Below are 23338 nucleotides of genomic sequence, written 5' to 3'. Positions count from 1 at the left end.
TCATCGTGAGGGGGTGCGGGGCCGGGAACCTTTCGGTGCGTTCTGGTCCCAAAAGCCCACGTCACAGCGGTGAGCACGGCAGGTGCGGAGTCCTGCCGGGAACGAGGGCGGTCGTTCGGCGGCCGCCGGTGCCGCGGGGAGTTCTCGTGACAGCCTGCGCCCTGACCAGGACAAGAGGCCTGTTCCCCGGGTGTCCGTCCCAAGTTGCGTGGTGATCCTGGGGCCTGACGGGTCGTGCCATCGAAGTGGTGCAGTGTTTTCGAAAGTCTGCCGAGACTCTTGACGCGCTTTCCGGACAGGAAGAAGCTCTGGCCACTTGGTCGTAGTAACCGGTTGCTACCTGTTACCGCCGCCGAGTTGTTCTGTGCTCCCCGAAGCGGAAGGTGAGGCGCCCATGCCCTCGCACGCCGGTGCTCCCCCCAGTCGCCGCCTGTTTCTCGCCATGTCGGCGGGTGGCGCCGTGGCAGGTGTGGCGGCACTCAGCGGCTGTGCCCTGCAGGTGTCCACCGGGGTCAGCGGCTCCGGTGAGACCGTCACGTTGATGGTGAAGCCCGATGACATCTCGCCGGAACTGATCAAGGAGGCTCAGAAGGACCTCGGCGTCAAGATCGTCACGGTGAGATACGACATCACCAAGCTGATCGGGATGATGACCAACGGCAATCCGCCGGACCTGGTACGCGGTGTCGGTGCCGTGGACGCGCCGTACTTCGCGGCGCGGGACGTGATGGAGGAGCTGGACCCGTACTTCGCGAAGAGCGGTGTCCTCAAGCTCGATGACCTGGATCCCGTCAACGACCTGTGGCGCTACGACGGCCGGACCCAGGGCAAGGGCCCGCGCTACGGCATGGCGAAGGACTTCTCCCAGGACTCCATGTACTGGTACAACACCGCCCTGTTCGACAAGGCGGGTGTCGACTACCCGCCGGAGACCGAGCCGGTCACGTACGAGGAGTGGCTGGAGGACGCCGAGCGGCTCACCCGGCGCAAGAACGGTCAGACGACCGTCTTCGGCGGCAGCTACAACGGCGTGCTCACCCCCAATCTGCTGGCGAGCCTGACGGTGGCCGCCGGAGGAAGTCTCTTCACCGACGACTTCTCCCGGGTCGACTTCACCGCCCCCGAGGCCCGCAAGGCGCTGGGCTGGTACATCGACTACTGCCGGGCCAAGGTCGGGCCGAGCCTCATCCAGCCCGACCCCAACGCCTGGGACGGTCCCAGCTACCAGGCGAACCGGATGGCCATGTCGAACTCGGGATACTGGCTCGGCGGCGTGATCAACGCCGACAAGAAGCTTGCGCCGCTGTCCCGCCTCGCACCCGCCCCGGTCTTCGAGGGCGGCCCGCGGGTCAGCCCATGCCAGGCGGGCACCGGTCTGTGGATGCCGAAGAAGGCACGGAACAAGGACGCCGCGTGGCGGGTCTTCGAGTGGTTCTTCGGCGAGACGCCGGCCAGGGAGCGCGCCTCCAGCGGCTGGGGCATCCCCACGCTGAAGTCCCTTCGTTCGCTCATGCCGGCCCAGGAGGACTACCAGAAGCGGGTGCTGAAGGTGCAGAACGCCGAGCTGAAGCACTTCTCGGTCATCGCCTTCACGCCCTACGCCTCGGCGGACTCGCTCTACGCCCTCTTCAACCAGATCGCCCCGGCCGCGATGAACGGCCAGATGTCCGTCGACACCCTGGCGGGGCGCCTGAACTCGGTCATGAACGAGCAGCTCAAGCGCGGCAAGGAGCAAGTGGGATGACGGTCGACCAGATCTCCTCCGTCGGTGACCGGCCGGGCTCGACCGCGACCGCCGGACGGGCTCGGGCCACGGATCGGCCGCGGTCCTCCATGACCGCGCGCAGACACCGGGCGTTCTACCTGTTCACGTCGCCCTGGATCGTCGGGTTCCTGTTGCTGACGATCGTCCCCATGGCGTACGCGCTGTGGCTGAGCTTCACCACGTTCGACGGCATCTCGCCGCACTGGCGGTATGTCGGGCTCGGCAACTACCGCGAGCTGTTCTCCGATGCGCAGACCTGGGACGCCCTCGGCCGCACGGGCCTGTTCGCGGTGACCTCTGTGCCGCTGTCGATCATCGGCGGGCTCGGGCTCGCTGTCCTGGTCAACAGGCCGCTCAAGGCACGCGGCCTGTTCCGCACCCTGCTCTATCTGCCGGCCGTGGTGCCGCCGGTGGGCGCAGGCCTCGCCTTCAAGTCCCTCTTCGACCAGAACTCCGGTGCCGCCAACGGCGTCCTGCAGCTCTTCGGCATCGACGCCCGCGGCTGGCTCGCCGACCCCTACGCCCGGTACGTGCTGCTGATGACCGTGCTGTGGGCCGCCGGAAACATCATGATCATCTCGCTGGCCGGTCTTCAGGACGTCCCCCGCGAACTCCATGAGGCGGCCCGCATCGACGGGGCGAGCGCCTGGCGGACCTTCCGCAGCATCACCGTGCCGCTGCTCTCACCCGTGCTGCTCTTCCAGACAGTGACCGGTGTGATCGCTTCGGTGCAGACCATCATGCCGCTGCTGCTGTCGCCGGACGGCACCACGGCAGGCGTCACCGCGTTGCCGCAGTCCAACTACCTCTACATGATGCACGTGTTCGGGCAGTACTTCGCGCTCGGGCGCTACGGCTACGCCTCCGCACTGCTGTGGGTGCTCTTCGTCCTGATCCTCATCGTCACCGGACTCATCTTCAAGTCCACGTCCGGCGTGGTGTTCTACAACGTCGACCCGGAGGCGAAGAAGTGACCGCCACCAGCCTGCCCACGAAATCCTCGGCGTCCGCGGTCCGCGTGCGGATACGCGTCAAGCGCCTGGTCCTCTACACCGTCCTCGTCGCTCTCACCGGGCTGTTCCTCGGCCCCTTCGGCTGGCTGGTCATCAGCGGTCTCAAGACCCCTGCCGAACTGGCCGCCTCGCCCGTGCACTGGCTGCCCGAGCACGTCCAGTGGCACAACTTCGCGGACGCCTTCAGCCTGATCGACTTCCTCGGCTACGCCCGCAACTCCCTCGTCATCGCCTTCCTCTACGCCACCCTGGTCACCCTCAGCTCGGCCTGGGTCGGCTTCGGGTTCGCCCGTCTGAACGCACCCGGCAAGAAAACGCTGTTCGGCATCCTGATCGGCTCGATGATGCTGCCCCAGCTCATCACGCTCCTCCCGACCTATCTGATCTTCGCGAAGCTCGGCATGGTCGACACCTACTGGCCATGGGTGTTCTGGGGCCTGTCCGCCGCCCCCTATCTGGTCTTCCTCTTCCGGCAGTTTTTCGCCGGCCTGCCCCGTGAGCTGGAGGAGGCCGCGATCGTCGACGGCTGCGGTTACGCCGGGATCTTCTGGCGGATCTTCCTGCCTCAGTCGTGGCCGGTGCTCACCGCGAGCTTCGTGATCGCCTTCACCTGGAGCTGGGGCGACTACATCGCCCCGCAGCTGCTGCTCTCCACCGACCACACCACCCTCGCCGTCGCCGTCATGACCACCTACGTCACTTCGGCAGGCACGCCCGTCGCCAACCTCCAGGCCGCGGCCTCCGTGATGTACGTGGTGCCCATCCTGCTGATCTTCCTCGTCGCACAACGCGGGTTCGTCGCCGGGATGTCGACGTCGGGACTCAAGTGACCTTCTCCCTCTCTCTTCACCTTCGCAAGGAGTCATGCATGAACACGCCCCTGTCCCGTCGTACGGCCCTCCAGGCGGCCGGTGCCACCGCGCTAGCCGCCGGTCTGTCCGGGCTGACAGCCACGGCGGCCCGGGCCGACGCGGCCGATGACGCGCCCTTCGCGCCGAAGCTGGTCACCTACCCGCGCCCGTCCACCATGCCGACCAACACCAGCTTCAAGGTGCGGGTCCGCACCGCCCCGGACGGCGACTGGCAGACCCTCGACATCTGGCGGCCCCGGCTGGAGGAGATCAACCCCACCACCGGCTCCGGCAAGGTCTACGACACCTCGATGGTGTACTTCGACTTCCGTGGTTCAGCGGAGATCGAGGTGACCTACCTCAAGGGCGGCACCACCAAGGCCCGCGTGAGACCGGACGCGCTCGGCATCAAGTTCGAACTGCTCGGCGACACCCTGCGCTTCACGCTCGACGAGCCGCGCGACGTCGTCGTCCAGATCAACGACCAGATCTTCGACTGCCTGCACCTGTTCACCAACCACATCGACCCCAACCCGCCCTCCGCCGACGACCCGGACGTCCTCTACGTCGGCCCCGGCGTGACCACTGTCCCCGGTGGCCTCCTCACCGTCCCCAGCGGCAAGACCGTCCATCTGGCGGGCGGCGCCGTCCTGATCGGCCAGGTCTACTTCAAGGACGTGGAGAAGGCCTCCCTCACCGGACACGGCATGGTCTACGGAGGCACGGCGAACGGCATCCTCTGCGAGGGCAGCAAGAACATCCGCATCGAGGACGTCATCGTCATGAACCCGGGCGGCGGCTACATCGCCACCCTCGGCGAGAGCGAGAACGTCCACATCAAGCACCTGCGCGGGTTCAGCTCGCGAGGCAACGGCGACGGCATCGACATCTTCTCCAGCAGCAGCGTCGTCATCGACGGCTGCTTCCTGCGCAACTCCGACGACTGCATCGCGATCTACGCCCACCGCTGGGACTACTACGGCGACACCCGCGACATCACCGTGCAGAACTGCACCCTGTGGGCGGACGTCGCGCACCCGGTCAACGTCGGCACGCACGGCAACACCGACGCGCCCGAGACGCTGGAGAACCTGGTCTTCAAGAACCTCGACATCCTCGACCACCGCGAGCCGCAGATGGGCTACCAGGGCTGCATCGCCCTCAACCCGGGCGACTCCAACCTCATCAAGAACGTGCGCATCGAGGACGTGCGCATCGAGGACTTCCGCTGGGGCCAGGTGATCCACATGCGGGTCATGTACAACACCAAGTACAACACCTCGGTCGGCCGCGGTATCCAGGACGTCTACGTCAAGAACCTCAGCTACACGGGCACCCGCGCCAACCCGTCGCTGTTCCTCGGCTACGACGCCGATCACGGCATCGACGACGTCACCTTCGAGAACCTGGTGATCAACGGCACGGTCGTCGCCGACTCGATGAAGAAGCCCAAGTGGTACCTGACCACCGACACGGTGCAGTGGTACTACAACGAGCACGTGACGAACCTCAGGTTCCTCACCACCGCCGAGGCCGGGGCGGCCGCGACGTCATGACGATCCCCGCACCCATGCCCTGCCCGGCGGATCCAGCCGGGGCCGCACCTGACCGGGCGCAGTCGCCGGAAGCCCACCTGATTCGCCGGGCAGGGCCCAGCCGCCGGGGCTTCCTCGGCGGCGCCGCGGCCCTCCTGCTGGCATCGGGCGCGAGCGGACTTCTCGTGCCCGGCACGGCACGGGCACAGGGCAACGGCGGCCTGTGGACCTTCGCCCACCCCGGACTGCTGCACAGCGCGGACGACCTCGCCCGGATGAAGGCCGCGGTCGCCGCAGAACAGTCCCCCATCCACGACGGCTACCTGGCGCTGGCGGCCCACGCCCGTTCCTCGTCGTCGTACATCGTGCAGAACACCGGCCAGATCACCTCGTGGGGCCGCGGTCCCTCCAACTTCATGAACCAGGCGGTCGCCGACTCGGCCGCCGCCTACCAGAACGCCCTCATCTGGTCCGTCACCGGCGACCGGGCACACGCCGACAAGTCCCGCGACATCCTCAACGCCTGGTCTGCCTCGCTCACCGCGATCACGGGCGCCGACGGCCCGCTCGGCGCCGGCCTCCAGGCCTTCAAGTTCGTCAATGCGGCAGAGCTCCTGCGGCACAGCGACTACGACGGCTGGGACGCGGACGACATCGCACGCTGCGAGCGGTCCTTCCTGACGGTCTGGTATCCGGCCGTGTCCGGTTACATGCTCTACGCCAATGGCAACTGGGACCTGACATCCCTCCAGACCATCCTGGCCATCGGCGTGTTCTGCGAGGAGCGCACGCTCTTCGAGGACGCGCTGCGCTTCGCCGCGGCCGGCGCCGGCAACGGCAGTGTCCTGCACCGCGTCGTCACCGACACCGGCCAGGGCCAGGAAAGCGGGCGCGACCAGGGTCACGAACAACTGGCCGTCGGCCTGCTGGGCGACGCCGCCCAGGTCGCCTGGAACCAGGGTGTCGACCTGTGGGGTTTCGACGACCACCGCATCCTCGCGAACGCCGAGTACGACGCCCGCTACAACCTCGGGGGCGACGTCCCCTTCACCCCGGACCTGGACCGCACCGGCAAGTACATCAAGACCGTCGTCTCGGACAAGGCACGCGGCACCCTGCCCCCGATCTACGAGATGTACTACGCCCACTACACGGGCGTACGCGGTCTCGACGCGCCGTACACAAAGAATGCCGTCTTCCGCGGCACCGGAGGCGCCCGCTTCATCGAGGGCAGCAACGACGACCTGCCCAGCTGGGGCACCTTCGCCTACGCCGGGGCGACGGCCCCCTCGGCGGCCGTGCCCACGGCTCCCGCGGGCGTCACCGCGGTCGCAGGGGGTGACTCGGTTGCCGTGTCCTGGCTGCCCTCAGCGTGGGCGACCGGCTACACGGTCCTGCGGGCCACCCGGCCCGAGGGGCCGTACGAACAGATCGCCACCGACGTCGCCTTGCCGACGTACACGGACCTCGACGCGCGCGGGCGACGGCCCTACTACTACACAGTCACTGCCGCCAACTCCAAGGGGACAAGCGGAAGTTCGGCTTGCGCCGTGGCCGTCGGCAGGCTCCCGGAGCCGTGGTCGACCCGGGACATCGGTGACGTGAAGATCCCGGGATCGGCCGTCTTCGACGGTGAGCGCTTCGTACTGGAGGCGAGCGGCACCGCCGACACCTGTCGCCTGGTGTACCTGCCGCTGCGCGGCGACGGCACGGTCACCGCGCGGGTCGTGTGGCCGCTCAGCTCTCAGTACTCCAAGATCGGCGTGACCGTCCGCGACTCCCTGGACTCGGACGCCCCGCACGCCTCGATGCTGATCCAGGGGCTGCCGCTGCACACCTGGAGCGGCGTGTGGACCGTACGCCCCTCCGCCGGGGCGCTGGTCGCCGCCACTGGCAGCACACCGGTACCTCCGTCCCAGCAGCAGGCCATCACCACCTCCGCGTCCTTTCCGATCTCCGATCTCGGCACGCTGCCGGAGTCGGCGACCCCGCTTCAGGCCCCGTACGTCGAGGGCGCGGGCGACGGCTACCGGCTGCGGACGCCGTACTGGGTGCGCGTGACCCGCAAGGGCGACCGGTGCACCGGGGCCATCTCCCCGGACGGCATCCGCTGGACCGAAGTCGGCTCCACCGGGGTCGAGTTGGGCCACACGACGTACGCGGGGATCGTCCTCACCTCCTGCCTGGGCGTGGACGAGGAGTACGCCGAGACCGGCACCGGCGCCTTCGACAACGTCAGCGTGACCTTCGCATCCGGTGAGGTCTGGTCCGTGTCGCGCCCCGCGCGCACCGCCACCGATCTGCACGCAGCCGGCGGCGCCGACGCCGTCGAGCTGGCCTGGACCGACCCGGACCTCTCCGCGCGATACAAGGTGCTGCGGGCGACAGCCGCCGACGGCCCGTTCGAGACCGTCGCGACCGGGGTCGGCCCGATCGGCTTCGGTACCCGCGTCCGGTACGCCGACGCCACCGGCGCGCCGGGCACGACGTACCACTACGTCGTCGCGAAGACCAACTGCGCCGGGCGCGGCCCGCTTTCGGAGTCCGCCGCCGCACGGATGCCGATACCCTCCGTGCCCGTCCTCACCTCCGCGGCCACCGCGTTCGCCAACAAGGGTGTCGCCTTCCGCCATCTGCTGCGGGCCTCGCACGAGCCCGTGCGCTTCACCTCCGACGGCCTGCCCGACGGACTCCGCCTCGACAAGCGCACCGGACTTGTCTCAGGGACGCCCGCCGGGACGGGGGAGTTCACCGTCACCACCGGCGCGGGCAACGCGGCCGGTGACGCCACCGGCCCCCTCACGATCACCGTCGGCACACCGCCGCCCACCCCCTGGTCGTACGGCGATCTCGGCGATGTCGTGCTCGACGAGCGGGAGGTGGGGACGTACGGGGTGGTGGCCGTGCGCACCCCGGGGATCACCAGCCATGACGCGGGAATGTTCGTCGTGCGCGGATCCGGCTCGGATCTGAACGTCAACGGCCAAGGGATGACAGGCCAGTTCGTACGTCGTCCGGTGACCGGCGACTGCGAGTCCACCGCCCGGCTGGTGTCCCGTGCGGGCGCGGTGACGGCCGACCGGGTGGGGCTGCTGATGACCAAATCCCTGTCGCCGTTCGACCAGGCGGCCGGGGCGATCATGACCAGCGGCGGAACGGGCGCGGCCGGGACGCCGCAGCTCATGCTCCGTAAGACCGTCGCGGGCGCCTCCACCTTCACCGGCAACGGGACCGTGGCACTCCCGTGCCGGTTGCGGCTGAAGCGGACCGGGACCGCCTTCGCCGCCGCCGTGTCCACCGATGACGGCGCCAGCTGGGCGTCCATCGCCGCGGGCGAGATCCCCGGCTTCGGTGACGGCCCCTATTACGTGGGCCTCGTGGTCTGCTCGCGCGACCCCCTGGCTCGCTGCACCACCGAGTTCGACGAGGTGAGCATCACCTAGATCCCCCCACCTGATTGGAGATGCACAGCAATGAGCCGCAGCAACCCCCACGCGCACTCCAGCACAGCAGAGGTGAGCCGCCGCGGTCTGCTGAAGACCGCCGGTGGCCTCACCGCCGCCCTCTGCGTCGGCGCGTCCGCCGCCGTGACCGGTGGCACCGCGGACGCCGCACCGGCGACCTTCACCCACCCCGGACTACTGCACGCCTATGGAGAGCTCAACCGGGCCAAGGTACGGGTCGCCGCGGGCGACGACCCCTGGCTCTCCGGCTGGAACCGGCTGACCGCCAACAGTCATTCGGCCGGCACCTGGACCCCCAACCCGAAGGCCACGATCATCCGTGGCGGCACCGGCGAGAACTACGGCATCCTGTACAACGACATCCACGCCGCGTACCAGAACGCGCTCCGCTGGAAGATCGCGGGCACGACCGCCAACGGCGACACCGCCGTCAAGATCCTCAACGCCTGGTCGTCCACGCTGACCACGGTCACCGGCAACGCGGACCGCTTTCTGGCGGCCGGGATCTATGGCTACCAGTTCGCGAACGCCGCCGAACTCATGCGCGGCTACAGCGGGTTCGACCTCGACCGGTTCAAGACGATGATGCTCGACGTCCTCTACCCGCTGAACAACCAGTTCCTGACCGGCCACAACGACGCCTGCATCACGAACTACTGGGCCAACTGGGATCTGTGCAACATGAACTCGATCCTGGCCATCGGCATCCTGTGCGACGACGGCGCCAAGTACGACCAGGCGGTCGACTACTTCAAGAACGGCGCGGGCAACGGCTCCCTCACGCACGCCATCCCCTTCGTCTACGAGAGCGAGGGACTCGCCCAGTACCAGGAGTCCGGACGGGACCAGGGCCACACCATCATGGGCATCGGCCAGCTGGGCGCCTTCTGCGAGATGGCCTGGTCCCAGGGCGACGACCTGTACGGCTACGACAACAACCGCTTCATGAAGGCCGCCCAGTACGTCGCCAAGTACAACCTCGGCCAGGACGTTCCCTACACGACGTACACCTGGGGCACGGGCCAGAACTGCGCCCAGCAGTCGCAGACCGTGATCTCCTCCGCGAGCCGCGGCCAGCTCAGGCCGGTCTGGGACATCCTGCACTACCACTACGCCCGCCGCCGCGGGCTGTCGGTCCCGTACATCACCGCCATGGCCGAGAGCGTCCGCCCCGAAGGCGGCGGCGGTGACTACGGCCCGAACAGCGGAGGCTTCGACCAGCTCGGCTTCGGCACGTTGATGTACGCCAAATAGGGCCGTTCACGCCCACACAAAGCATGTCCACTGGAATGACGTCCGAAGGAATACCCGGAAGTGATGTGATGCTCTGATGTGAACGGTTCGCGAGTCGGCGAGGAGCTGGTGGTCGCATGGCGGTGCGCGCGGAGGACTCGGAGTCGCAGACGAAGGATCCGGTGGTCGCCACCCCCTACGGAGCGGTGCGCGGCCGGTACGAGAACGGGATCGCCGTCTTCCGCGGCATCCCCTACGCCGCACCCCCGTTCGGCCCCCGCCGCTTCCGGCCCCCGGAGCCGCCCGACCCCTGGGAGGGTGTACGTGACGCGGGCGCCTTCGGACCGACGCCGCCCAAGCCGCCGTACTCCGAGGCGTTCGCCCGGCTCCTCGCCGACCCCGCCGTGCCCGGCGACGACTGCCTCAACCTCAACGTGTGGACACCGGAGCCGGGACCGGGCGCCCGGCTCCCCGTCATGGTGTGGATCCACGGCGGGGCCCTGACCCGTGGCTCCTCGGCCGTGCCCGTCTACAACGGACGCTCCTTCGCCCGCGACGGCGTCGTGCTCGTGTCCATCAACTACCGCCTGGGCGTCGAGGGTTACGGCCTCTTCCCCGACACGCCCGCCAACCCAGGGCTGCGCGACCAGCTCGCCGCGCTGGAGTGGGTGCGCGATGCGATCGCGCGGTTCGGCGGTGACCCCGACCGGGTCACCGTCTTCGGCGAGTCGGCCGGCGCCATCAGCATCGGCTCCCTGCTGGCCAGCCCGCGCGCCGCGGGGCTGTTCCATCGTGCCGTCCTGCAGAGCGGGCCGCCCGAGGCGAGCGACCGCGACAAGGTGCGCCGGATGGTGCGCAGGATGGCCACCCGGCTGAAGGTCCCGGCGACCGCGGAGGCGTTCGCCGCCGTGGACCGCGACCTTCTCCTGCGCACCCAGGCCGAGGTGGGGAAACTCAGCAGTCCGGTGCTCGGCGGCCCCGCCTTCGGCATCGTCGTCGACGGCGACCTGGTTCCGCGCGACCCGCTGGAGGCCCTCGTCGAGGGCGCCGCGCCGGACGTCGACCTCCTCCTGGGCTGGACCAGCGAGGAGTACCGGCTGTGGCTGGTGCCCGGCGGGCTCCTGGAGCGCGTCGACCGGCTCGGTCCGGTCGCCCTGGCCGGCGCGATGGCCCGCTGCCACTGCGGCCACGAGGTGCCCCGCGGTTATCGCGCCCTCCATCCGGACGCGGGCACGGCGGACCTCGTGGGCCAGATGGTCACCGATCACCTTCTCCGGGTGCCGCTGCACCGCCTCGCGGACGCGTCGGCCCGCCAATCCCCTTCGTACGTCTACGAGTTCGCGTGGCCGTCGAACGTGCCGGACCTCGGTGCCTGCCACGCCTTGGAGCTGGGCTTCGTCTTCGACACCGCCGATGTGCCGGAGTCGGCGAAACTCGCGGGTCCGGGCGCCCCGCAGGAGCTCGCCGACGCGATGCACTCGGCGTGGGTGCGGTTCGCGGTGGACGGCGATCCCGGGTGGGCCGCCTGGGACGCCTCGCACCCGGTCCGTGTCTTCGGCGGATCCGGTGGAACCGGTGGAACCGGCATCGGCGAACCGCACACCGTACACGGACCGCGTGATCGTGAACTCGCCCTGTGGGACGCGGAATCGACCGGATCGGTCGGCTCTCCGGAATCCACAGACGCATCGCGCCCTGCCGCCGATTCGCTCGCCCGAAACAGGGCATCGCTGTCAGCCGTACGGCGCTTCCGTCGCTCCGGCGGTGCTCGTCGGCCGTGACGTCGGCGCCTCCGCCCAGCAGCTCTGTGGGCTGATGGCGGCGGTGGGTTTTTCGCCCCCTCCCCCCGCCCGTCCCGTACCTGGGGGCTGCCGTCCCCAGACCCCCGCTTCGGCCTTGACGGCCTCGCCCTCAAACGCCGGACGGGCTGGAGACAGCCCCTCCGGCGTTTGAGGGCGGGGTCTGGGGTGGAGCCCCGGGAAGGGTCGGGTAGGGGCAGGGGGGCGATAAACCCTATGCCGGCGCCAGCGTCTCCCTGATCCCCGCGATCGCCCCCGGTCCCACCCGGCAGCACCCCCCGATCAACCGGGCCCCACCCCGCCGCCACCCGGCAACCTGCTCCGCGGTGAACGTGGACCGCCCGGCCCACGCACGAGCCTCCGCGTCCCACACCTCACCACTGTTCGGGTACACGACGACCGGCTTCCCCGTCACCCGCGCCGCGATGGCGACGGCCGCGTCCACATCCCTGGGCGCGCAGCAGTTCACTCCGACCGCGATCACCTCGTCCGCGTCGGCGGCGAGGGCGAAGGCCTCCTCCAGGGGCTGCCCGGCCCGCGTACGCTCGCCATCGACGCTGTACGACAGCCACGCCGGGACGCCCAGCCCGCGCACCCCCCGCAGCAGCGCCCGCGCCTCGTCGGCGTCCGGCACGGTCTCCAGGGCGAGCACATCGGGCGCGGCTGCGGCCAGGACTTCCAGGCGGGGGCGGTGGAACCGCTCCAGGTCGTCGACGCTCAGCCCGTACCGGCCCCGGTACTCCGAGCCGTCCGCGAGCATCGCGCCGTAGGGTCCGACCGACGCGGCGACCCACAGCGGTCGCGTGACGTTCTCGGCGGCGGCCCGTCGCGCGGCCTCCCGGGCCAACTCCACACTCATTCCGAGCAGTTCGGCCGCCCGCTGGTGGCTGATCCCGCGCTTGGCGAAGCCTTCGAACGTTGCCTGGTAGCTGGACGTGATCGCCACGTCCGCGCCCGCCTCGAAGTAGGCGAGATGCGCCTCGACGATCGCCTCGGGCCGCTCCGCGAGCAGCCGCGCCGACCACAGCTCGTCGCTCAGGTCGTGCCCGGCCGATTCGAGCTGGTTGGACATGCCGCCGTCGAGGACGACGGGTCCCGCGGAGAGGGCTTCGGTGAGGGTGCGGGGGGTGTTGCTGGTCATGACATGACGCTAGTCGATGCGGGGATCGGTGCCCGATTCTGTCCATCAGATGAACATTCCGCCCACGATGTGGGACGCGGGGTTACGATCACGCTCCTCCCCACCCCAGTAACGCGGAAGTGTCATGACTGCCACCGGCACCACAGAGGTCGCTGAACCCGAAGAGGTCCCTGGGCCCGAAGGGGTCCCTGGGCCCGAACCGGTCCCTGGGACCGAAGAGGGCGCAGAGCTCCAAGAGGTCGCTCGACCCGAGCAGACCGCGCCGTCTCCCAGCCGGCGGGGCTTCGGCCTCACCGTCGCCACGGCGCTCGTCATGGGCAACATCATCGGCGGCGGCATCTTCGCGCTGCCGGCGACCGTCGCTCCGTATGGCACGGTCAGTCTGCTGGCGTTCCTCGTGCTGTCCGTGGGCGCGGTGCTGCTGGCACTGCTCTTCGGAAAGCTGGCCCGCCGCAGCCCCGTCACCGGTGGGCTGTACGTGTACCCGCGCGACGCGTTCGGTGAGTTCGCGGGGTTCCTGTCGGCGTGGTCCTACTGGACGATGACCTGGGTCAGCATCGCGGCGCTCGCGGTCGCGGTCGTCGGCTATGTCGACGTGTTGCTGCCCCTGCACGGCAGTCATGTGCTCGAAGCGGTGGTGGCGATGGCCGCACTCTGGCTGCCCGCGGCCGCGAACTTCACGGGCACCCGCTGGGTCGGTTCGGTCCAGGTGATCTCGACGATCCTGAAGTTCGTGCCGCTCCTGATCGTCTCCACCGTCGGCCTCTTCTTCATGGACACCGACAACTTCGGCGCGTTCAACACCTCCGGGCAGAGCGTCTCCGGCGCCCTCGCAGCCTCCGCGGCCCTGCTGCTCTACAGCTTCCTCGGCGTCGAGTCGGCCGCGATGAGCGCGGGCGAGGTCCGCGACCCCGAGCGCACGGTCGGCCGCGCCGGCGTCCTCGGCACGCTCGGCTCCACCCTCGTCTACATCCTGGGCACGGTCGCGGTCTTCGGTCTCGTCCCGCACGCGAAACTCGTGGAGTCAGGTGCGCCCTTCGCCGACGCCGTGAACACGATCACCGGCGGCCACTGGGGCGGCACGGTCATCGCGATCGTCGCCGTCGCCTCGATCGTGGGCTGCCTCAACGGCTGGATCCTGATGGCCGCGCAGATGCCGTACGCGGCTGCCCGCGACGGACTCTTCCCGGCACGGTTCGCCCGTGTCGGCAAGGGCGGTGTCCCCGGTTTCGGGGTGCTGGCCTGCGCGGTCCTCGGCTCGCTGCTCATCGCCCTGAACTACACGGCGGGCCCGGACACCACCTTCCGCGTCCTCGTGCTCATCACCACGTTCACCGGCTGCGTGCCGTATCTGCTGTCGGCCGCCGCCCAGCTCTACTGGCTGGCGAAGGGCACCCGCGACCGGGTACGCCCCGCGGGCCTCACCCGCGATCTGATCGTCGCCGCCCTCTCCTTCGCGTTCTCGTTCTGGCTGATCGCGGGGGCGGGCTACGCGGCCGTGTACCAAGGGGTGCTGTTCCTGTTCGCAGGAATTCCGGTCTACGTGTGGCTGCGCGGACGCCGAGAGGCGGGAGCCGAGGCCTAGGGGCCTGTCCGGCGGTGGGCGATGCTGCGTGCCGTGTTCGACGAGGACGCCGAGCTCTACGACCGCGCCCGCACCACTCCCGCCCGCCCTGGCCGAGGCGCGCACGCCGCGCGGCCGATCACTGCGCGGCGCGCGCCCTGACCGTCACCTGGAGACGGCGTGCCGTCGTCCGCCGCGGCGTCGCGCGCGCCCCCGCCGGGCCGAGGGCACGACCAGTGCGCCCAGCAGCATGGGCACGAGCAGGAGCGGCCACCACGCGCGCGTGCTCTCGTCCTTGCCGAGGGCGGTGTGCTGCACGAAGGGAGCCGCGGAGGCCGACGGGCTCGCCGCGCGGTGCTTCGAAGTCGCCTTGAGGACCACGTCGTTGCCGTCGCCCCCGTGGTAGCTGATGCGGTATGTGGTGTCGGCGAGCTCGAGGGTGGCGCCCTCGGGGAGGTGGGCGAAGCTGCCGGTGGTCTTGTCATGGCCCGTGTGATTCAGCAGGGTGATCTCGCGGGCGGGATCGGTCGCGGCGTCGGAGAGGTCGAGGTCGCCGGCGAGGCGGACGGCTCCGGTCACCTTCAATGGCTTGCCGCGGAGCACCAGTTCCCCCTTGGCGCGTTGGGTGTAGTCGCCGGTCACCGTGAGAGCGCCGGCGACGACGCCCTCGTTCGTCACCGCGCCCCGTACCGTGCCCTTGCCGGTGAGCGACCTCGTCAGACGCAGGCCCGTCGCGCGGGCGTCCAGGCGTGCGCCGGGCGACGTGAGCCGGATCGCCTTGCTGTGCGCGAGCGAGGCGCCCCCGGCCAGGGCGAGCGTGCCCTTCGTGACCGTCGTGGTCCCGGTGTACGTCACCTCGCCACCCGTCAGTGTCGTCGTCGCGGCGCCCGACTGGGTGAGCCCGCCCGTTCCGCCAACCCGGCTGAGAGTCACGGGAGTTGAGGTGTTGCGAAGGATCAGCGTACCGTCGTTCACCACGCGCCGTCGCGCCGTGCCCGTCATCAGCGAACCGTCCCCGCCCGGTGAGCCCGACCCCAACCGCAGCACCGCACCCTTCTCGACGGTGGTCGACCCGTCGTAGTACTGCTTCGCCGCGAAGGTCACGTCGTTGCCGCGCGTCCCCTTGATCACGACGTCTCCCGCGCCGGGTGCGGCCAGTGTGTCGTGGTATCTGCCGCCGCCGATGGGGGCGCCCAGCGTGACCGGGCCGTTGTAGGCGAACGTCAGCAGCGAGCGCCGTCCGCTCGCCTCGTGCAGATTGACATAGACGGTGTCTTTGGTGCCCGGCATGAAGATCTCGTGGGTCGTGCCGTCGCCCCACTGGACGTTCGCACCCTCGATGTTGGTGCCGCGCTTGTTCACGTCATGGGGAATTTTGCGCCAGTTGATGCCCGGGTCACTCAGTGAGGGGTGGGTGTCGCCGCCCCGGTCGCTGTAGCTGTACTGGCCGGTGAGCACCACCTTGCTGCCGGGGCGCGTGTGGACGTTGACGTCGCTGCCGTACTCGCGTTGGTAGAAGTTCTGGCGCAGGGTGATCGTCCGGTACAGCGGGGTGTCGATGATCCAGGAGCCCTGGTTGAGAATGGCGCGGGCGTTCGGTAGGGCCACGGGGTACTCGGGGCGGCCCACCGCCATGCCCGTGCCGTTGTCGATCACCCCTGAGAAGGGGTGGGTTCCGGCCAGGTCGAGCGTGCCCCACAGGTGGCGGGGCTGGGTGACCAGGCCCGATCCGCTGATCGTGCCGATGCTGAAGGTGCGGGTGAGTGACAGGCGCAGGGTGCCGTCGACGCGGACGTTCAGCTGGTTGAGCTGATAGCCGGGTGTGTTGTACGGGAAATGACCGATCAAGCCCGTCCCACCGCCCGTCCCGTACTGAAGAGTCGCGCCGCGTTCCACCGTCACCGCGGGCGGGTCGGGGGTGGACACCGTCGTGTACGGGTGGTTGCCGCCCTGCGTCTTCACCGTCTGCCGCTGTCGCGCCTCGGGGAGCGTGAAGTCACTGTCCTTGGTCAGGACCAGCGTCCCGCTGCCCCGCACGGTGAGCGCGCCCTCGCCACGGAACACCCCGTCGTACGTCGTCGTCCCCGCCGGTAGGCTCACCACCGTGTCGCCGGTGAGCGTCACGTCCCGGCCCGCGAGCACATCGACCGTGACGTCCCGGCCGCCGGCCGCCGCCGCGGTGGGAGCACTGCACATGAGGGCGACCGCCGCGAGGAGCCCGGCGACGGCTGCTGACTTCTGAGGTCTATGACTGCGCACATCACCGGAGACGGCCCCTGACGCCCCCCGATAACAAAAACTTTCAGTGCGCGTGGTCGTGCTCGTCCTCGTGGCCGTCCGGGTGGTCGTGGTCGCCTCGGTGCTCGTGGTCCGGGGGGCGTCGCGCCAGGGCGTGAGTGCGTGCGGTGACCTCGTCCCTGGACACGGCGCGCAGGTCGACCAGCACGTCCTCCAGGGCGGCCAGCCAGAGCCGGTAGTAGTCGTACGGCTCGTCCTGTGCCGGAACGATCTCCCAGGCGGCGATGCGGGCGATCAGCGCGGCCTGGAACTGCGGCCAGGTGAACGCGCCCGCCTCGTACAGGCTGACGGCCATGCCGAAGGCGCGGCTCTCCCAGGGTTCGGCGAACACCAACTCGCCGTTGGAGCGCGGGGGTGCGGCCGGGCCCTCGATGTCCAGCGGCGCGGTCATGGCGCCGCCACCTTGGCCACGCCGACCATCGCGTCCCGGGTCACCAGCGGCACGAGCTGTTCCTCGGACAGGTGCTCAGTGCCGGTCGGACGCTCGGGCAGTACCAGCCAGCGCACCTCACTGGTGGAGTCGTGGACGGTGATCCGCACGTCGTCGTCGAGGTCGAGTCCCATCTCGGACAGCACCGTGCGAGGCTCCTTCACCACGCGTGCCCGGTAGGCGGGGTCCTTGTACCAGCTCGGCGGCAGGCCGAGCACCGGCCACGGGTAGCACGAGCACAGCGTGCACACCACCACGTGGTGAGTGGTCGCGGTGTTCTCCACCACGACGATGTGCTCGCCTTGCGGCCCAGAGAAGCCGAGCTCCTTGATGGCCGCGGTGCCCTCGTCGAGCAGCCGCCGCCGGTACTCCGGGTCGGTCCATGCCCTGGCGACGACCTTGGCGCCGTTGAGCGGTCCCACGTGGGTCTCGTAGGTGGCGATGATCCCGTCCATCACCTTCGGGTCGATCAGGCCCCGCTCGGTGAGCAGTTGCTCGAGCGCCTCGGTGCGAAGGGCCACGGGAAGAGTCTCGCCCGGTCCGCCAGGGGTGGTGGTCATGAGGTGGGCTCCAGATAGCTCTCGAACAGCTCGACGGTGAGCGTGAAGGGTTCGGCGTCGGCGCCCCACAGCTCGTGCGAGTCGAATCCCACCGAATAGACGTGTTGCGGGTTCTCGCCCTGGAAGTGGGCGTTGGTGTCCGGCAGCACGGCGGCGGGCTGGATGACCTCGACCGTGCCTGTACGTCCCCGTACGTAGCCCGGCAGACGGGTGTGCCCGGGCACCGGCCTGCCCTTGGCCCGTACACGCTCGCCGACGGCGAAGGCCGGCGCGGTGTCCACGGAGCGCAGCGAGCCTTCGGCGGTCGGCGCGTAGTCGGGTCGGGCGGGCTCGGGGATCGGTGGCTCCACCACGTGTTCGCCGCGCAGGTTGCGGGCGCGGGCGTCGATCGCGCCCGGCGCCAGGACGGTCCTTTCGGTGAGCATCAGCTCCGCGCCGTTGAGCCAGCGCCCGTAGTAGCCGTCGTCCAGGTAGGCGGCTCGGCTCAGGCGCTCGTGCGCGTGCCGGAAGGCGTCCGGGTTGACGCCGTCGCACGCAATGCGGCTGGAGAGAATCGCCAGCGCGAATGCCCGGCGCTGCCAGGGCTCCTCGAAGACCGGTTCATCACGCCTCGGCGCTTGGACGGGACCCCATCCCGGGGTGCCGCCCATATCGGCGATGCCTTCCATGGCGCGACTCCTCAAATGGCCGCATAACGGACTAGCTACCTGAATCGTATGCGGCAGGTGCCATCCGTGCCGCGATGACGACACTGACGACGCCTACGCCGAGGCGGCCCGCCTGGCCTCGGGCCGCCGCCCCGGCTGACAACTCCCGTCCCGTCCGACCCGTTGACCTCGCCGTAGTACGCGCTTACCTTTTCGGCGGTCGCAGCGTTCGTAATGACAAATTCGGTTCGACATATCGGACGGACGGTCACCGCATGAGCCGCAGCGAACGACACCAGGAACACCACGACGAAGACGACGCACACCTCGACGAACACGGCGGACACCACGACGCACTCCACGATGCGCGCCACGGCGAACAGCGCCCCGCGCAACTCATCCGCACCGCCGCAAGGCGGGCCCCCAGGACGAGACGCCTGTACGCGATCCTCGTCGCCCTGTGTCTCGCCGTGGTGGGGGCTCTCGCCACGGCCGGGCCCGCCCAGGCCGCACCGCAGACCATCACCAACGGCGCCCAGTTCACAGACACTTCGGGCGCCGCCGTGCACGCGCACGGCGGCGGAGTCATCAAGGTCGGCAGCTACTACTACTGGTTCGGCGAGCATCGCAACGCCGACAACACCTTCCAGTACGTGGACGCCTATCGCTCCACCGACCTGAAGAACTGGGAGTTCCGCAACCACGTGCTGAGCCAATCCAGTTCGTCCGAGCTGGTGAGCGCCAAAATCGAGCGGCCGAAGGTCATGTACAACGCGTCCACCGGCAAGTTCGTGATGTGGATGCACAAGGAGAACGGCACCGACTACAGCGAGGCGCGCGCCGCCGTAGCGGTCTCGAACACGGTCGACGGCGCCTACACCTACCAGGGCAGCTTCCAGCCGCTCGGCCAGTACATGTCCCGCGACATCACGGTCTTCGTCGACACGGACGGCACGGGTTACATGGCGTCGGCCGCGCGTGAGAACTACGACCTGCAGATCTACAAGCTCACGGCCGACTACACCGGCATCGACAGCCTGGTCGCCAACCCCTGGGTCGGCGGGCATCGCGAGGCCCCGGCCCTCTTCAAGCGGGGCGGGGTCTACTTCATGCTGACGTCGGGCGCCACGGGCTGGAACCCCAACCAGCAGCAGTACGCCACCGCGACGAACATCACGGGTCCCTGGACGGCCATGACGAACGTCGGCGACTCGACGGCGTACGGCTCACAGACCGCGTACGTCCTTCCCGTGCAGGGGAGTGCGGGTACGTCGTACCTGTACATGGGCGACCGCTGGGGCAACTCCTTCGGCGGCACCGTCAACGACTCCCGTTACGTGTGGCTGCCGCTGACCTTCCCGACGGCCACCACGATGTCCATGTCCTGGTACCCGGAGATCACGGTCGACACGGCCGCCGGGACGATCAGCGGGACGAACGCCACGTACGAGACGCTGACGGCCCGTCACTCCGGCAAGTGCGCCGACGTGCCCAGCCAGTCACTGGTCACGGGTGTCGCGCTCAGCCAGTACACCTGCAACGGCGGCAACAACCAGAAGTTCTGGTTCAAGTCCGTCGGCAGCGGCTACTACCAGTTGATGGGCCGGGGCAGTTCCCTGTGCGTGCGGGAGAACGCCACCGACGTCACCCAGGAGAACTGCAACAGCTCGGCCACCACCCAACAGTGGTCGGTCACCACCTCGGGCAGCTACGTCCTCCTGAAGTCCCGCGCCAGTGGCGAATGCCTGGACGTCTCCGGCGCCTCCACCGCCAACTCCGCCGCACTGATCACATACACCTGCAACGGAGGCACCAACCAGCAGTGGACACGCGGCACTTGAGCGCTCGGCACGGCGCCGCCGGCACTGGCACTTCCCCGGGTAGTCGGTGGTCCCGAGGATCGCCCGCAGATCGTCCCACGACGCCTCGTTGGCCGGCACGATCGTGAGCCGGTCGGGCGGAACAGGCCCGGGCACGCCGGTCTTCTCGTCGCTCATGGGGGAGGACGCTACCCGGCACCACGGACAACAGTGCCGGGCAGCGGAACTCAGGCCAGCAGGTCGATCGCGTCGATGGACGTGCCCGCGCTGAGGTAGCTCGTCGTCCCCGAACCGCTCACCACATCGATCTTCAGCACGTTGTACTGGCCGACATCCGTGAGCCACGCACTGGCCGGAACGCTGTACGTGAACGTGTAGTTGTTGCCTCGGTACGAACCGACCGTCAGTGACCGGGTGCTCGGCTGCGTGGGCGGTGAGGGGATCGAGGACACCCAGCTGTTGACGGTGACCTGTGGCCGGCCGTTCGCGTACGCCGTCGTCACGCCGATGCGGAGGGTGTGCGCGGCCGCCGCCTGGGCCGCGTTGAGCTTGAAGTAGACGAGCAGTCCGCTGTTCACGTCCTTCCAGATGTACGCGGGGAAGGACGCGGTCTCGCTGCCGCCGCCGATCACCACGTTCCCCGTCCAGGCGGAGGCACGTACGTCGGACGGATGCGCGTACGTCATCAGGGCCGCGTTCTTGAAGCCGCCGGGCGTGCCCGTCCAGTCACCGATCCGCCAGATGGCGTCGGCGTTGCTCGGGTCGTTCGAGGACGGGATCGCGATCGTGTTGAGGGTCGTCGTGGCGCCGGCCGTCACCGTCACCGAGGCCGTGTGGACGGCGAGTTCGTCCTTGAAGACGGTGAGCGTGTACGTCCCCGGCAGCACACCCCCGATCGAGAAGTAGCCGTCGGACGCCCGTGCCGAACCCCAGTACTGCGCGGCCGAGTTGGCGAGCCCGACCGTGTACGGGTACGCCGTGTTCCGCCCGGTGATGCCGACGCCCGCGACCCGGCCCCGGCCGCTCGCCGCGACGTACCCGGAGATGCCGAGCGAGTCCGCCCACGAGGTGGTCAGGGTGCCCGGGTAGAGGGAGGAGGAGGGCGCGCCGCCGTCCGTGAAGGCGATGACGTACGGGCCCTGGAGGCCGAAGCGCTGGGCCTCGGTCTGGTTCTCGCCGTAGTAGAGGATCTCGTACAGGCCGCCGCCGTCGGCGCTCTGATGGCGCAGCAGAGAGCGGTAGAACGGGCCGCCGGAGGCCTTCTCGTGGTTGCTGCGCACGATCCACAGGCCGACGCTGCCGGTGCTCCAGCCGATGTGGTCGTAGTCGATGACGCGGAGCTTGGCGTAGTGCTTCGAGCGGGTCTGGCCGTCGGACTTCGCGAACACGTCCGAGGCTTCGATGGTGGTGGGCGCGTAGGTGTAGGAGTCGGGTTCGTCGTTGAGGAACAGGCCCGCTTTGACACGCACGATGTACCGGGTCGCGGACACCGACGTATCGGCTTTGTTGGTCCACAGGTAGACGTTGTTCTCGCCGCTGCGGGCTGCGTAGTAGTGCCTGAGCGTGCCGTATGCGACGGAGATCAGGATCGTCGCTCCGGACTGCGCGATCGTCACGGTGGAGGTGCCGAGCCCCGACTCGACGTGCGAGTTCTTGCCGCCGTAGCCCTGGTACTCCGTGCCGCGGTAAACGAGCGAGGTCAGGTCGCCGTTGGTCTTGCTGACCTTGAAGACCAGGTTGGCGCCGGTGTCGACGACGTAGTTCGAGCCGTCGTCGCTCCAGCCGAAGCTCGCCGCGGACGCCGACTCGGCGAGCGGTCCGGCGAGCGCCGCCGAACCGGCGGCTGCCGCGCTGCCGAGCACGAAGGTACGGCGTCGGACCGCTCTGTTCACGGATCCGGACATGGGGGTGCCTCCTTCGGAGATATGGGGGTGCGGGTGTTTGGCAGAGTGACAGTTGAATCGACTTCGCGAAAGAGCTTTCGCATCTCGGGAGTTGGCAGTCGTGTGAAATCGAGCCGCACTCTAGAAAGCGCTTGCCAAAGAGCGGTACGGTCCAGCGGCCAGGTCTTGTCGCCCTGTCGGAGGAGCCGCAATGAGACGTTTCGCCGTCACCGCCGCTGTGTCGCTCATGGCCGCCGCCACTGCCCTGTCGGCCGCGCCGGCGCAGGCGCATGGCGGGCCGCGCGCCCTGGGTCTGGAGAACTGCGCGGCGAACGCCTGTCACTTCGACGTGGCGCCCGGTACGTACGACGTCCGGGTCGTCCTCGGCGGGGACGCCGCGGCGAGCACCGCCATCAGCGGCGAGACCCGCCGCTCGCTGCTCCCCGAGACCGCCACGGAGGCCGGCCGGACCGTGGCCCGCAGCTTCACCGTGAACGTCCGCACCCCCGAGGGCGAGCCGACCGGCCCCGAGGGCACCCCCGGCCTGGACCTCGTCATCGGCGGTTCGGCTCCCGCGCTCGCCGACATCCGGGTGACCCCGGCCCTCGGTGTCGCTCGTGCAGGAGGTGCACCCCTGCCCACCCGCCAGATCTTCCTGGTCGGCGACTCGACGGTGTGCGACCAGCCGGGCGACCCGTACTCGGGCTGGGGCCAGCAGCTGCCGCAGTTCCTCCGTAAGGGTCTGTCGGTCGCCAACTACGCTGATTCCGGCGAGAGTACGGTCACCTACCTCGCCACCCCGGCGCTCTTCCCGACCGTCCAGCCGCTGATCGGCAAGCATGACCTGGTGCTCATCCAGCTGGCCCACAACGACAAGACGACCGACGAGGCGACGTACCGCGCCAACCTCGAAACGCTTGTCGCGGGCGTGCGCGCCCAGGGCGGCGAGCCGGTCCTCGTCACCCCGATCGTGCGCCGCTGGTTCAACGCGGACGGCACCCTGAACAACAACACCGCGCTGCTGGTGAACGGCCTGGGCGTCGACCACCCCGCCGTCATCCGCTCGGTCGCCGCTGCCGAGGATGTCCCGCTGATCGACCTCACGGCCAAGACCAAGACCCTCGTCGAATCCCTGGGCGTCGAGGGTTCCAAGGCGATCTACCTCTACAACGAGAAGCGGGACAACACCCACACCTCGGTGCACGGCGCGACGGTGTATGCGGGTCTGGTCCGGGACGAACTCGTCGCCCAACACCTGGTGCCGGACGGCCTGGTGAGGGTGGGATGAACTCCTGGGGCGTCCCGACCGGAACCGGGGCGCCCCAGGTACTGGCA

Annotated in this window: 16 protein-coding genes; 10 read left to right on the top strand and 6 right to left on the bottom strand. The window is 69.3% G+C overall.

Annotated elements, in window-relative coordinates:
- The first annotated feature begins 394 nt into the window (after nucleotides 1–394).
- The 7 genes from ACIBK0_RS32475 (at nucleotide 395) to ACIBK0_RS32445 (ending at nucleotide 11642) form a co-directional block, all read left to right on the top strand.
- A complete protein-coding gene (locus ACIBK0_RS32475) occupies nucleotides 395–1744 on the top strand; it encodes an extracellular solute-binding protein (protein ID WP_399087755.1) in 1350 nt (449 codons plus the stop codon).
- Entirely contained in the window at nucleotides 1741–2739 is a 999-nt protein-coding gene (locus ACIBK0_RS32470) for a carbohydrate ABC transporter permease (RefSeq protein WP_399087753.1), read from the top strand. The genes ACIBK0_RS32475 and ACIBK0_RS32470 overlap by 4 nt, the downstream gene beginning before the upstream one ends.
- Nucleotides 2736–3608, top strand: a complete 873-nt coding sequence (locus ACIBK0_RS32465) for a carbohydrate ABC transporter permease (protein ID WP_399087751.1) — start codon at nucleotides 2736–2738, stop codon at nucleotides 3606–3608. Before ACIBK0_RS32470 ends, ACIBK0_RS32465 begins: the two co-directional genes overlap by 4 nt.
- A 38-nt stretch (nucleotides 3609–3646) precedes the next feature.
- Entirely contained in the window at nucleotides 3647–5185 is a 1539-nt protein-coding gene (locus ACIBK0_RS32460; RefSeq protein WP_399087749.1) for a glycosyl hydrolase family 28 protein, read from the top strand.
- Complete coding sequence (locus ACIBK0_RS32455; RefSeq protein ID WP_399087747.1) at nucleotides 5182–8607, top strand: alginate lyase family protein; 3426 nt, start codon at nucleotides 5182–5184, stop codon at nucleotides 8605–8607. The genes ACIBK0_RS32460 and ACIBK0_RS32455 overlap by 4 nt, the downstream gene beginning before the upstream one ends.
- 30 nt (nucleotides 8608–8637) lie before the next feature.
- Nucleotides 8638–9882, top strand: a complete 1245-nt coding sequence (locus ACIBK0_RS32450; protein WP_399087745.1) for an alginate lyase family protein — start codon at nucleotides 8638–8640, stop codon at nucleotides 9880–9882.
- A gap of 116 nt (nucleotides 9883–9998) precedes the next feature.
- Nucleotides 9999–11642 carry a carboxylesterase/lipase family protein gene (locus tag ACIBK0_RS32445; protein WP_399087743.1) on the top strand — a complete coding sequence of 548 codons (1644 nt, stop codon included), beginning with the start codon at nucleotides 9999–10001 and terminating at the stop codon, nucleotides 11640–11642.
- 232 nt (nucleotides 11643–11874) lie between these two features.
- Here the strand turns inward: ACIBK0_RS32445 and mmuM are convergent, their stop codons facing one another.
- Nucleotides 11875–12801: a homocysteine S-methyltransferase gene (gene mmuM / locus ACIBK0_RS32440; RefSeq protein WP_399087741.1), complete on the bottom strand. Its 927-nt coding sequence runs from the start codon at nucleotides 12799–12801 to the stop codon at nucleotides 11875–11877.
- A gap of 124 nt (nucleotides 12802–12925) precedes the next feature.
- On the opposite strand from mmuM, the gene ACIBK0_RS32435 reads away from it, so the two are divergent.
- Entirely contained in the window at nucleotides 12926–14386 is a 1461-nt protein-coding gene (locus tag ACIBK0_RS32435; protein WP_399087739.1) for an APC family permease, read from the top strand.
- Nucleotides 14387–14530: 144 nt separating this feature from the next.
- On the opposite strand, the gene ACIBK0_RS32430 is transcribed toward ACIBK0_RS32435, so the two are convergent.
- From ACIBK0_RS32430 to nthB, 4 genes are all read right to left on the bottom strand, one after another.
- Nucleotides 14531–16561, bottom strand: a complete 2031-nt coding sequence (locus ACIBK0_RS32430) for an autotransporter (protein ID WP_399087737.1) — start codon at nucleotides 16559–16561, stop codon at nucleotides 14531–14533.
- A gap of 106 nt (nucleotides 16562–16667) precedes the next feature.
- Nucleotides 16668–17054: a nitrile hydratase accessory protein gene (locus ACIBK0_RS32425; protein WP_399087735.1), complete on the bottom strand. Its 387-nt coding sequence runs from the start codon at nucleotides 17052–17054 to the stop codon at nucleotides 16668–16670.
- Nucleotides 17051–17653, bottom strand: coding sequence for a nitrile hydratase subunit alpha (gene nthA / locus ACIBK0_RS32420; protein ID WP_399087733.1), 603 nt, complete (start codon nucleotides 17651–17653; stop codon nucleotides 17051–17053). The genes ACIBK0_RS32425 and nthA overlap by 4 nt, the downstream gene beginning before the upstream one ends.
- On the bottom strand, nucleotides 17650–18321 hold the full coding sequence (gene nthB, locus ACIBK0_RS32415; RefSeq protein ID WP_399087731.1) for a nitrile hydratase subunit beta: 672 nt from the start codon (nucleotides 18319–18321) through the stop codon (nucleotides 17650–17652). The genes nthA and nthB overlap by 4 nt, the downstream gene beginning before the upstream one ends.
- A 254-nt stretch (nucleotides 18322–18575) precedes the next feature.
- Here nthB and ACIBK0_RS32410 point away from each other — a divergent pair, with 254 nt between their 5' ends.
- Nucleotides 18576–20141: an RICIN domain-containing protein gene (locus tag ACIBK0_RS32410; RefSeq protein WP_399087729.1), complete on the top strand. Its 1566-nt coding sequence runs from the start codon at nucleotides 18576–18578 to the stop codon at nucleotides 20139–20141.
- Between the two features lie 206 nt (nucleotides 20142–20347).
- Here the strand turns inward: ACIBK0_RS32410 and ACIBK0_RS32405 are convergent, their stop codons facing one another.
- Nucleotides 20348–22024 (bottom strand): rhamnogalacturonan lyase B N-terminal domain-containing protein, encoded by a 1677-nt coding sequence (locus ACIBK0_RS32405; RefSeq protein WP_399087727.1) that lies wholly within the window; start codon nucleotides 22022–22024, stop codon nucleotides 20348–20350.
- A 190-nt stretch (nucleotides 22025–22214) separates the two neighbouring features.
- Between ACIBK0_RS32405 and ACIBK0_RS32400 the strand changes: the two genes are divergently transcribed.
- Nucleotides 22215–23291 (top strand): rhamnogalacturonan acetylesterase, encoded by a 1077-nt coding sequence (locus ACIBK0_RS32400; RefSeq protein WP_399087725.1) that lies wholly within the window; start codon nucleotides 22215–22217, stop codon nucleotides 23289–23291.
- Nucleotides 23292–23338: the final 47 nt, after the last annotated feature.

The organism is Streptomyces sp. NPDC050564 (genome assembly GCF_044457265.1).
Lineage (GTDB): Bacteria > Actinomycetota > Actinomycetes > Streptomycetales > Streptomycetaceae > Streptomyces.
The sequence above is the reverse complement of the archived record's forward strand: the minus strand, read 5'-3'. Positions and strand labels throughout refer to the sequence as shown.

Bases quoted from the DNA above. Each gene is read 5' to 3' on its own strand.
- ACIBK0_RS32475 (WP_399087755.1), top strand. From the start codon at position 395: ATGCCCTCGCACGCCGGTGCTCCCCCCAGTCGCCGCCTGTTTCTCGCC.
- ACIBK0_RS32470 (WP_399087753.1), top strand. From the start codon at position 1,741: ATGACGGTCGACCAGATCTCCTCCGTCGGTGACCGGCCGGGCTCGACC.
- ACIBK0_RS32460 (WP_399087749.1), top strand. From the start codon at position 3,647: ATGAACACGCCCCTGTCCCGTCGTACGGCCCTCCAGGCGGCCGGTGCC.
- ACIBK0_RS32455 (WP_399087747.1), top strand. From the start codon at position 5,182: ATGACGATCCCCGCACCCATGCCCTGCCCGGCGGATCCAGCCGGGGCC.
- ACIBK0_RS32450 (WP_399087745.1), top strand. From the start codon at position 8,638: ATGAGCCGCAGCAACCCCCACGCGCACTCCAGCACAGCAGAGGTGAGC.
- ACIBK0_RS32445 (WP_399087743.1), top strand. From the start codon at position 9,999: ATGGCGGTGCGCGCGGAGGACTCGGAGTCGCAGACGAAGGATCCGGTG.
- mmuM (WP_399087741.1), bottom strand. From the start codon at position 12,801: ATGACCAGCAACACCCCCCGCACCCTCACCGAAGCCCTCTCCGCGGGA.
- ACIBK0_RS32435 (WP_399087739.1), top strand. From the start codon at position 12,926: ATGACTGCCACCGGCACCACAGAGGTCGCTGAACCCGAAGAGGTCCCT.
- ACIBK0_RS32430 (WP_399087737.1), bottom strand. From the start codon at position 16,561: ATGTGCAGTGCTCCCACCGCGGCGGCGGCCGGCGGCCGGGACGTCACG.
- ACIBK0_RS32425 (WP_399087735.1), bottom strand. From the start codon at position 17,054: ATGACCGCGCCGCTGGACATCGAGGGCCCGGCCGCACCCCCGCGCTCC.
- nthA (WP_399087733.1), bottom strand. From the start codon at position 17,653: ATGACCACCACCCCTGGCGGACCGGGCGAGACTCTTCCCGTGGCCCTT.
- nthB (WP_399087731.1), bottom strand. From the start codon at position 18,321: ATGGAAGGCATCGCCGATATGGGCGGCACCCCGGGATGGGGTCCCGTC.
- ACIBK0_RS32410 (WP_399087729.1), top strand. From the start codon at position 18,576: ATGAGCCGCAGCGAACGACACCAGGAACACCACGACGAAGACGACGCA.
- ACIBK0_RS32405 (WP_399087727.1), bottom strand. From the start codon at position 22,024: ATGTCCGGATCCGTGAACAGAGCGGTCCGACGCCGTACCTTCGTGCTC.
- ACIBK0_RS32400 (WP_399087725.1), top strand. From the start codon at position 22,215: ATGAGACGTTTCGCCGTCACCGCCGCTGTGTCGCTCATGGCCGCCGCC.